This is a genomic window from Gynuella sp. (assembly GCF_050297175.1).
Lineage (GTDB): Bacteria > Pseudomonadota > Gammaproteobacteria > Pseudomonadales > Natronospirillaceae > Gynuella.
In genome coordinates this window covers 1-8,939 of the sequence record NZ_JBNKSF010000025.1, presented here as the reverse complement: position 1 = coordinate 8,939, position 8,939 = coordinate 1, and the positions used below count along the sequence as shown (strand labels likewise).

Sequence of the window (8,939 nt, the reverse complement as noted above, 5' to 3'; positions counted from 1 at the left end):
AATGGACGAATCCGTACTGGTGACCGCTGTGAGTACCGAAAGCTACCAGGACAACGTGTTTAACCTAAAACTGTCTCCTGGAAAAGATTCTTTGATTGAGGAAGGTGCTGACCTTGGCATGTTTGCCAATGGTTTATTGGTCGGGGATCTAGACACTCAGGATGAATACAATTACAAAGATCAATTCTCCATGGAAACTCAGGAAGAAAAATTACAACGTATGCCTGAAAAATGGAAAACGGATTATCTCAATAGTCTGAACATGTAATCAGCCTCCCTTTACGGGTAGCACTGTTTATTCAGTGTTGCCTGTTCAATAATATATTCATAACATTTAATTAAATCTATATATTGTTGAAATAAGGAGTTGGCAAGTGGGACCGAATGTTTGGTATGACTGACACGACTATTGTTGAAAAAAGAAGATCTGACTTGATAAAAGGAATTCTAGATAGAACTGAATGAGTACGTTTTTAAATAAAGTGATTTCTAAATTAAATTCCCTCATTAGACAGTATGATCTCAGCTGCTGATGGTTATTATTTTGATTCCATTGAAAGCGATATTAATATCAATCGATTCCAGTGGAAATATTATAAAAATTTAAGGTTCGCGTTTATGAATCAAGGAGAGTTTATGAAAAATTTATTATTACTGATGCTGGCGTGTCTTTCTGCAGGAACGATAGCAGCACAGTTTGAAGCGGGAAGTTCTGGCGGAGGCGGCGGGGCTGCTTTTTTGGACAATCCGCCAACGGATTTTCTGCAGCTTGACCGAGTGATTTTATGTGGTGGTAGACTGGTGGATTCCATCGAGACGGTGTATGTCGATGGCTCAGGTAATATTTATAGTTATGGCAAACATGGCGGTAACGGCGGCTCCTGTAAAACTCTTAACTTTATGTCTGGTGAATACATTAGTAAGGTTTCAGGAAAGTCCGGTTCTGAAGTGGATTCTCTAACCATCAGGACCAACATGGGCAGAACATTGTCTGTTGGTGGGACTGGAGGGTATTCCAGTTTTCTATATACCGGAAACGATCAGTTCCAAATTGTAGGCTTTAAAGGCAGAAGTGGTTCACGTATCGATGCGATCGGTGTGGTTTACTTGCAGGTATATTGACCGGTAAGTCTTACCGGTCTCAAAGCAGGCGGTTGTTCTATCCGCCTGTTCTTCAAATTTCAATCATCAATGATTTCACCGAACGCAGTGCCAGATTTCTGTGATATTCCGGTTTTTCCATAACCTGACCTTTCGGTATTAACGTTAGTAATTCTTCTGTGGCAATTTCGGCTTCGAGTCTGGCTAGTGCTGCGCCAGAACATAAATGCGGACCAAAGCCGAAACCATAATTACGAACCGGCTTTCTATGAATATCAAACTTGTCAGGCTTTTCACACAATTCAGAGCTTCGGTTGGCGGCACCCAATAGCAGATAGATCATGCGATTTTGTTGTAGTTGGATACCATCTATTTCGGTATCGGTCTTAATGAAACGGCCTAATCTATGAACGGCACCGTCATAACGCAAACCTTCTTCTACTGCATTGGAAATCAGTTTCGGGTGATTAATCAGGTCCATTCGCTGGCTCTCATGTTGCTGCAACTGTATCCATAAATTGTTGATCAGACAGGTAGTGGTTTCGTGGCCGGCAAACAGCAGCATGATGCAGTTGGCAATCAGGTCTTCGTCGGTAAATTCACGGTGTTCCTTGCGGAATCCGGTGAGGTTATTGAGCACATTGGTATTTTCCGTCAGTGTCTTGGAATTTAACAAATCGCGAAGGTAGTCAGACATTTCCATTACGCTGGCTCTGGCCCGTTCGGCAATTTCGATTCCGGATTGCGCACCAGTAAAACTGGCAATGTGATCCGACCATTTTTTTACCAGTGAAATATCTTCCGTTGGTACCCCCAGAAGCCGGGCAATAACAAGCGCAGGTAGCGGGTAAGACAAGCTGCTGACAAGGTCGTTCTGTTGTTCTGTGACCATGGTCATGATCAATTGTCGGGTGATGGCACGAATATCCGCTTCCATACTGCTAACCAGTTTGTGGCTAAGAGAGGTGTTGACAATTTTGCGTAGCGGCATGTGTTTTGGGGGATCCTGAAACAGCAGCCATTTGGCAAGGGAGTTGAGCAATGGTTGTACCTGATCATGCTGACCCTCGGAAAGTTTCGCTGCAAATGAGCCAGTGCGATCAGATGAAAAGGTTTTGTTGTCTTTCAAGACACTTTCAATCTGGCTTGGTCTGACCACATAATATTCCGTGGCGGATGGGGACTGATAGATCGTAGACTGTTGCAGTAACGCCTCATAGGCTGGAAACGGGTTGCTGATAAACGCCATCGAATGCAGATCAATCTCGGTGTATTCAGCATTCTTAACAGTATTACGACTAGGGTAGTGGTGGGACATCTCAAAGACCTCTGGCAAGAGATTGTGATGGTATCCAGTTTTAACCGGGAGCTAGTATCGTACTTTTGTTCCCTAATTTTCCGTTAGCGTACCAGAACGTTAAATTCGATCCGGTCAGTTTCGCCACTCTGGTCCATCAGTGTCAATTGATAAATACCCGATGACAAATCTTTCAGCTGGATTCGGCGACTGCTATCCGGCAATAGAATACCGTTGAGAAACCAGTAAAACGGTCCGTCACCACCCTGGGCATAAAGATCCATTTGAATGTTTTGATCCTGGCGTATCTGGAAGGCATCCTGATCGTCAATACCTCGAATTTGTAGTGCGGATTGTTGTGGCAGAATACCGGGGCTCTGACAGCGCGAATCCCAGGCAGGTATGCGGCTGTCACGCTGCCATTCTGGACTCAGCCAGTGTTCGAGCGGGGCAGGCCATACGGTCACAGTCTGTGGGGTTGCGGGTACACGGCAATCCGGTGTGACCCTGAGGCCACTGTCTTTTGCCTGCCAGTACAGAAAATCAGCGCCGACAAATGCACGCTGCCGCGCCAGGGTGCTGTACCAGGTTGTCGGAATCGTATGGTCGAGCACATAAGCGTGTTTAAGTTGTTCGCAGCCATGCTTCACCCATTCTCCCTGTGGCCAGCAGACATCGGTTTCTGTGACGCTTTCCGGCATGGAGGGAGCCGGGCGCTGGTCATTGAGGCGTTGAAAAATAAGGTTCAACAGGGGGACGGCCGTTACCTGTCCATAATGTCCTGGCATCGGCGTGCCATCAGGGCGTCCTATCCAGACACCGAGGGTGTAGTGTTGGCTGACTGCAATGGCCCAGGCATCGCGAAAGCCGTAGCTAGTGCCGGTTTTTACCGCCAGGCCGGCAACATTGGCTTCATTGTCGAGCAGGATTTTGCGGATGATCCAGGCGGCGCCCTCACTGAGCAGAGGCTGCTGGCCCTCCTTGTCTGTCGTGGAGAAGCGCAGGCTGCGTGCTTTTCCTTTATTTCCCAGGCTGGTATATGCGTATACCAGGTCTTCCAAACGGGTTCCAACGCCTCCGAGAGCCACGGCTAAATTAGGGCGAGCATCACCCGGCAATTGCAGTTCAATCCCGGCCTGTTTCATCTGTAAAAAGAAATATACTGGCTTAAGTCGCTCCATGACCTGTACTGCCGGAATATTGAGGCTTTTTTGCAGTGCTGTTGTAACCGACACCGGACCGCTGAAGCCGCCATTGAAGTTATCTGGCTGATAATCGCCGAACCGTAATGGAACATCCATGAGCAGGCTGGCGCTGTGGATCAGCCCCTGATCCAGTGCCATACCGTAAATAAATGGTTTTAGAGTAGAGCCAGGTGAGCGTATGGCTTGCACCATATCCACATAGGCGAAGCGTTTGTCATCCTCAAAATCGGCAGATCCGGCATATACCCTGACTTTGCCGCTGTCGTTATCCACGACCAACGCCGCAGCGGATACCTGTTGACCAATGCCGCGAACATACCCCCGTAACAGACCTTCAACCTGTCGCTGCCACTGTGCCTGAATAAAGGTTTGTATGTTCTGGTTCTGGTGGCGGTTCACCAGTCTTCTGGCCAGCAGGGGGGCCGTTTGATAGCGCGGAATGGTATTGGCCTGAACATCTTCAAGGGCGGCATCATTAAACTGTGCCAACGACCATTGCCCCAGCTCCACCAGCCGATGCATCAATTTGTCACGTGCCTGACGCGCTCGTTCTGGATGGCGATCAGGACGGTAAAAACTCGGTGCCTGTGGTAACACTGCCAGTAACGCAGCCTGGGCATCGGTAAGGTGTTCGGCAGAATGGCCAAAATAACTGAACGCAGCTGCTTGTACACCTTCGATGGTGCCGCCAAAAGGCGCGTGATTCAGGTAGTAAGTCAGGATGTCATCTTTGCTGTAATGCCACTCCAATTGCAGGGCCCGTACGATTTCCTTTAATTTGGCGGCTATGGTGCGGGCTTCCGGATAACGAATCCGGGCCACCTGCATGGTCAGGGTGGAGCCCCCGGAGACGATATGACCATTACGCAGCCAGAGCCAGGCAGCCCGCGTTAGTGCTGCCGGATTGATGCCGGGGTGGCTATAAAAATACTGATCTTCATACGTAAGTAGCGCTTCCAGATAGTTTGGAGATATCTGCTCCAGAGTGATGGGATAGCGCCAGACACCATTGTCGTCGGCGAAGGTTCTTAATATGGTACCGTCTTCTGCCAGTACGGCCTGACTCAGTGAGCGTGATTGCAAATCAACAGGGTAAAGGGTGTCCAGAGTCATGACGATTGTGGTCATTACAGTCCAGCAGGCCAATAACCAAATCCATTTCTTAAATCGTTGGTATAACAACCACTTCATAACAACCTTCACATACTGGCACGGGCAGAACAGGGTGGCGTGACCTTATAAATAGAGAGGTCCGAAGCCGCGGCGCAGTTTACTCTGATTAACGATATTTTAGTATTTTGTTGGGATGATCGTGGTTTTAAATCGGAACGCAATGGGCAACATAAGCATCGCGGAAGCCATGTTCGAACAATAGTCGGATGAAAAAGAAGCTATACCCTGTCAGTGATGACAGGGCTATCTGGAATACAGGTGTAAACTATTGTTCATACATTCCGGCGATTTTATCAATGATCGGCTGCAGCGTACTACGCCAGGCAACTTCCAACGCCGGATTGAACTCCGGATCATGGCGACTGAGGGTTTCCATCAGAGCATCAAGCCAAAGAGCATAATGGCGAGGATGTACGTTGAGCCCTTTCTTGCTATGGCTTTTGCCCAAAGCGTTCACTTTAGTATCGGGCATGCCACGGGCATTCATAACCAACACCAATATGCCGGTGCGCAGCAGCGACTTCTGGGCCTGCATGTCGGTATTACGAAACATGTCCCGGATTTCATGGGACTTACCAGTGAAGATCGTATAAAAGTCTTCAAAAAAAACCGGCTTATTGCAGCTTCTGCCATAACTCTGAAATACCGCATCTGCATGACTACCCATGTTTCCTCCAATATGTTGGTACGACCTGTATTAAAGATAAGATTGGACCTTTCCCGCAAAGGTCATTAATCCGGTTAGAGGTTGTGACAATAGAACAGAAATTTTCTGATAGATAATGATTGTATCCAGTGCACATCCTTCTATTGCGACTACTGCACGACTCAGCATAACAGTGCGAACATCGTATCGCTTTAGCCGGGTCCTTATCTGCTTTTGATAGGGTCGGTATGTTAAGAGACGCAAATATACTGTCTGGTACCGATAAACAGCAAGCCTGATTCCTGCGGATACCTATTAAAAAATAAAATAAGCGGAGCGAGAAGTCGCTGCGTCCGGCAGCTCCTGGCTGTTCGCTTTTGGGATCAAGGGGTTGATGGCATCCTGTTATCTGACAGGTAGTTGTAAATGAGTCTCATACACTGGTGACCAATATGCTCTTCCAATTCCGCAGGGGCATTGCCGGTTAGCACCGCTCTGGCAAATCCAGACAGCGTTATGCGTATGATTGTGCCAGCGATGGCCGGGTTTTGGATAACATTTTCAGGTTCGGTCGTGAGCATCCCGGCGATAGCCGTATCCAGCCGCCGCCCAGCTTCTTCAATTAACAACGGGCCACCGTGATCAACTGAAATGGCATACAGTGCCCTGGCTTCCATTTTATTTCTGAATTTGGCTGCCAGAAAAGTGTCTACCAGTTCTCTGACCATCCTTTCTAATGGTGCACCTTTCAATTGCTCACAACAACGCTCAATGGTGCTGGTCAGTGTTGTCAGATGTCGCGATAACGCCGCTGCAAGCAAAGCACTGCGATGAGGGTAGTATTGGTATAGCGCGCCGACTGAAACACCGGCCCGTTCTGCAACACGAGTGGTCGTGCATTTGTCGAGTCCTTCATGTGCCAGTACTTGAATGGTGGCAATGTGAATGGCATCAAACGTAATTTGAGACCGTTGTTGGACAGGTGACTTTCGGGGGCTCAGATTATTTGGCAGACCAGTCATGGCAATATGCATTCAAAGAGAAAGAATCTCCCATCATAAACCAAAAGATACAGATAAATAGTGAGCCTATGCACAACGAATAAATCCATTTGATAAATTGTTTCGATGTTTACCAAAGATAATTTAGGATCTGACAGTTGGCGATATATCTCACACTTTTAATCGCTACAGCGTTACTTTTGCCTCTGATGTTAATCTTGATTTCAGAATGGCAGCTGACTCTTATCTGGCCAGTGGCATGATGAACGGAAGTTTCGAGTTATCAAACCAGATCCTGAAGCAGTCCGGGCTCTTTAATAGCAGGCTTTTGAGGTTTTAGTACCTTTCAAATACCTTCGGGTTGTTCCGGGTAATTTGAGTAGATAACGTCGATATATTTAACATTCACGTTCACTGAAATCTGAGTAATATTTGTTTGGTCCCCGTCGTCCAATGAGCGATCGAGCCATAATCAAACCACTAGTATTCGCTTCCTATGTGCTGCAGTTAACAGCATATAGTAGAGCGAAAACAGTATTAATACATCAACAACCGACAAAAACGATACTGCAACGGACATATACAATAATCATGCTTGCTTCGGCAAGTGTAGAAGATACTGATGCCGAAGATAATCCCAGCGGCAACCTGACTGAGAGTGTCATCATTCAAGAGAATGAAGATGCTCCTGTGGTCTGGATAGAAATATAAAGAACAAATAGACGAGTCTTATCAGTACGGGATATGGAAATACTGATCGTTTTAATGGTACCAGGTTGGGTGGTCAGTCAATGCAAACAAAGCTGACAATTGCATGGTAAAAATACGCTATACCATAGTAATGGTGAAACACGTCCGGGAAAGTTTTAATGACTGAATGAAAAGACTTTCAATCTGCTATAGTAAGCCCTGGTGGCTGGATTAATTATGCCGATTTCAATGAAGTATCCTTGTATTTGAATGAAAGCCACAACATCACAACGGTACAGGTGAGTACTAATGATTGATTGTCAAATGTTGATTGTATTGAGGTTGTTGGTCAGTCTGTGTCTCCGGTAATTATTTTTTGGTTTCGATCTGTATATTCTTGTTAAAGTGATTATGATAATAATATGCGGATGTAAAAATTTGAAATGGTTATCAAGATAATTAAATGTATTGTACAACTTTCGGATGTGGATTAGTGGATAATAATTCCGCGATCAATTGAATAGAGTCGGCACTGTAGTCTGATCAGGAGATTTTAGTTTTTCTGAGAGCCTTTGCCGGTGGTGGGTTTTGGCGAAAAAATCACTGCAAGTTATAGTGCTAAAAAAACAGCCGTTTAGCTGTCATTCAAAAGAATGCATCGGAAACGGTGAGCAAAAGCTGTTTAGCGCCATTCGCAGTGAAGACCATAACGGGAATGTGTTTGATAAGTGTAATTTTTCTGAAGACGCTCCGCTGTCATCCACTCAACATCCCGGTTCTGGTGCTCCTCTCGTTTCTCTATGCCGGTATATCCCGTATCGTCAATCACATGCTTTCCTCTCCATGTAATAACTGATCTGCCACAGTGATGTCATGAATGTTCGCTGACGTGGTAGTCAGGGTATGATCCAAACCAAAGACACTGTCGACGCCAATATGCAGCTTCATGCCAAAAATGCCACTCTTTTCCTTTCTTGGTCTTATGCATCTCCGGGTCTCGTGCTTTGTCTCGGTTTTTAGTCGAGGCCAGTGCGGCGATAATCGTGGCATCCATGATGGTGCCTTCTTTAAACGTCAAGCCTTGTTTGGCGAGAGTGCATTGATGCGATCAAAGATTTTTTGACCTAACCGATGTTCTTCCAATAAGTGACGAAACTTCAGAATAGTGGTCTCATCCGGAACGGTGTCTATGGTAATGCCTGCAAACCGGCGCATGGATTCAATTTCATAAAGAGAGTCTCCCATCCCAGAGTCACTCAGGTTATAAAACAATTGCATGCAATGAATCCGAAGCATGCTGGATAAGGGAACGGTTTGCGGCCTTTGAGGGATTTGGAGTAATAACGCCGGATAGGCTTTTCCATCTCAGTCCAGGGCAATAATGTGTCCATATCAGCCAGAAATTTTTCACGTCGGGTCTGTTTACGTTTCGCCTGGCCTTCCATATCTGAAAATCTGAGTTGGGACATCATGCCTTCCTCCTTGGATCGATCATGGCTGGATTATCGCAGATTTTTTGTATTTTTAGAGTTGCCTTAGTGTGCTGAGCCAAATATTCATTTAAAAATAGGTTGTACTCCTTTTATTGGTAAACATCTATTGGGGGAGGTGTTGTATGGCTGGCAGGCCAAAGGCGGAACTGGTTTTAAATGCGGAGGAGAAGGAACCATTAGCGCCTTGGTCTTGACGACGAAAAACGGCTCAAGCGCTTGCCTTTCGCTCACGAATAGTTCCTGAGTGTGCCAGAGGTCTCACCAATAGCGAGATTGCAGAAAAGCTCAGCACCTCCAATCAGACCGTCTGTAAATGGAGAAATCGGTTTGTTC

The 8,939-nt window shown here is 46.3% G+C and carries 10 protein-coding genes; 3 read left to right on the top strand and 7 right to left on the bottom strand.

Going from position 1 to position 8,939, the window contains the following annotated elements; translation table 11 throughout:
• Both ACQY6I_RS08970 and ACQY6I_RS08965 read left to right on the top strand, forming a co-directional pair.
• Positions 1 to 268: hypothetical protein (locus ACQY6I_RS08970; RefSeq protein WP_428241140.1), on the top strand; the 268-nt coding region annotated here is incomplete at its 5' end.
• 248 nt (positions 269 to 516) lie between these two features.
• Positions 517 to 1,122: a jacalin-like lectin gene (locus ACQY6I_RS08965; RefSeq protein WP_428241139.1), complete on the top strand. Its 606-nt coding sequence runs from the start codon at positions 517 to 519 to the stop codon at positions 1,120 to 1,122.
• 52 nt (positions 1,123 to 1,174) lie between these two features.
• On the opposite strand, the gene ACQY6I_RS08960 is transcribed toward ACQY6I_RS08965, so the two are convergent.
• The 7 genes from ACQY6I_RS08960 to ACQY6I_RS08930 all read right to left on the bottom strand — a co-directional run bounded on the left by ACQY6I_RS08960 (position 1,175) and on the right by ACQY6I_RS08930 (position 8,445).
• On the bottom strand, positions 1,175 to 2,419 hold the full coding sequence (locus tag ACQY6I_RS08960) for a cytochrome P450 (RefSeq protein WP_428241138.1): 1,245 nt from the start codon (positions 2,417 to 2,419) through the stop codon (positions 1,175 to 1,177).
• Between the two features lie 83 nt (positions 2,420 to 2,502).
• Complete coding sequence (gene pbpC, locus ACQY6I_RS08955) at positions 2,503 to 4,731, bottom strand: penicillin-binding protein 1C (protein ID WP_428241137.1); 2,229 nt, start codon at positions 4,729 to 4,731, stop codon at positions 2,503 to 2,505.
• 310 nt (positions 4,732 to 5,041) lie between these two features.
• The gene (locus ACQY6I_RS08950; protein WP_428241136.1) at positions 5,042 to 5,443 is read right to left on the bottom strand and encodes a globin; all 402 of its coding nucleotides are present in this window, start codon (positions 5,441 to 5,443) and stop codon (positions 5,042 to 5,044) included.
• A 362-nt stretch (positions 5,444 to 5,805) separates the two neighbouring features.
• On the bottom strand, positions 5,806 to 6,456 hold the full coding sequence (locus tag ACQY6I_RS08945) for a TetR/AcrR family transcriptional regulator (protein ID WP_428241135.1): 651 nt from the start codon (positions 6,454 to 6,456) through the stop codon (positions 5,806 to 5,808).
• 1,339 nt (positions 6,457 to 7,795) lie between these two features.
• A complete protein-coding gene (locus ACQY6I_RS08940) occupies positions 7,796 to 7,942 on the bottom strand; it encodes a hypothetical protein (protein ID WP_428241134.1) in 147 nt (48 codons plus the stop codon).
• Positions 7,939 to 8,163, bottom strand: coding sequence for a transposase (locus ACQY6I_RS08935; protein WP_428241133.1), 225 nt, complete (start codon positions 8,161 to 8,163; stop codon positions 7,939 to 7,941). Before ACQY6I_RS08935 ends, ACQY6I_RS08940 begins: the two co-directional genes overlap by 4 nt.
• Positions 8,164 to 8,187: 24 nt before the next feature.
• Positions 8,188 to 8,445, bottom strand: coding sequence for a transposase (locus ACQY6I_RS08930; protein WP_428241142.1), 258 nt, complete (start codon positions 8,443 to 8,445; stop codon positions 8,188 to 8,190).
• A gap of 394 nt (positions 8,446 to 8,839) precedes the next feature.
• Here ACQY6I_RS08930 and ACQY6I_RS08925 point away from each other — a divergent pair.
• Positions 8,840 to 8,939 (top strand): helix-turn-helix domain-containing protein (locus ACQY6I_RS08925; RefSeq protein WP_428241141.1); only part of this gene is annotated, 100 nt, incomplete at its 3' end.

Coding starts and splice junctions, on each gene's coding strand:
- ACQY6I_RS08965 (WP_428241139.1), top strand. CDS start 517: ATGATCTCAGCTGCTGATGGTTATTATTTTGATTCCATTGAAAGCGAT.
- ACQY6I_RS08960 (WP_428241138.1), bottom strand. CDS start 2,419: ATGTCCCACCACTACCCTAGTCGTAATACTGTTAAGAATGCTGAATAC.
- pbpC (WP_428241137.1), bottom strand. CDS start 4,731: ATGACCACAATCGTCATGACTCTGGACACCCTTTACCCTGTTGATTTG.
- ACQY6I_RS08950 (WP_428241136.1), bottom strand. CDS start 5,443: ATGGGTAGTCATGCAGATGCGGTATTTCAGAGTTATGGCAGAAGCTGC.
- ACQY6I_RS08945 (WP_428241135.1), bottom strand. CDS start 6,456: ATGCATATTGCCATGACTGGTCTGCCAAATAATCTGAGCCCCCGAAAG.
- ACQY6I_RS08935 (WP_428241133.1), bottom strand. CDS start 8,163: ATGCCACGATTATCGCCGCACTGGCCTCGACTAAAAACCGAGACAAAG.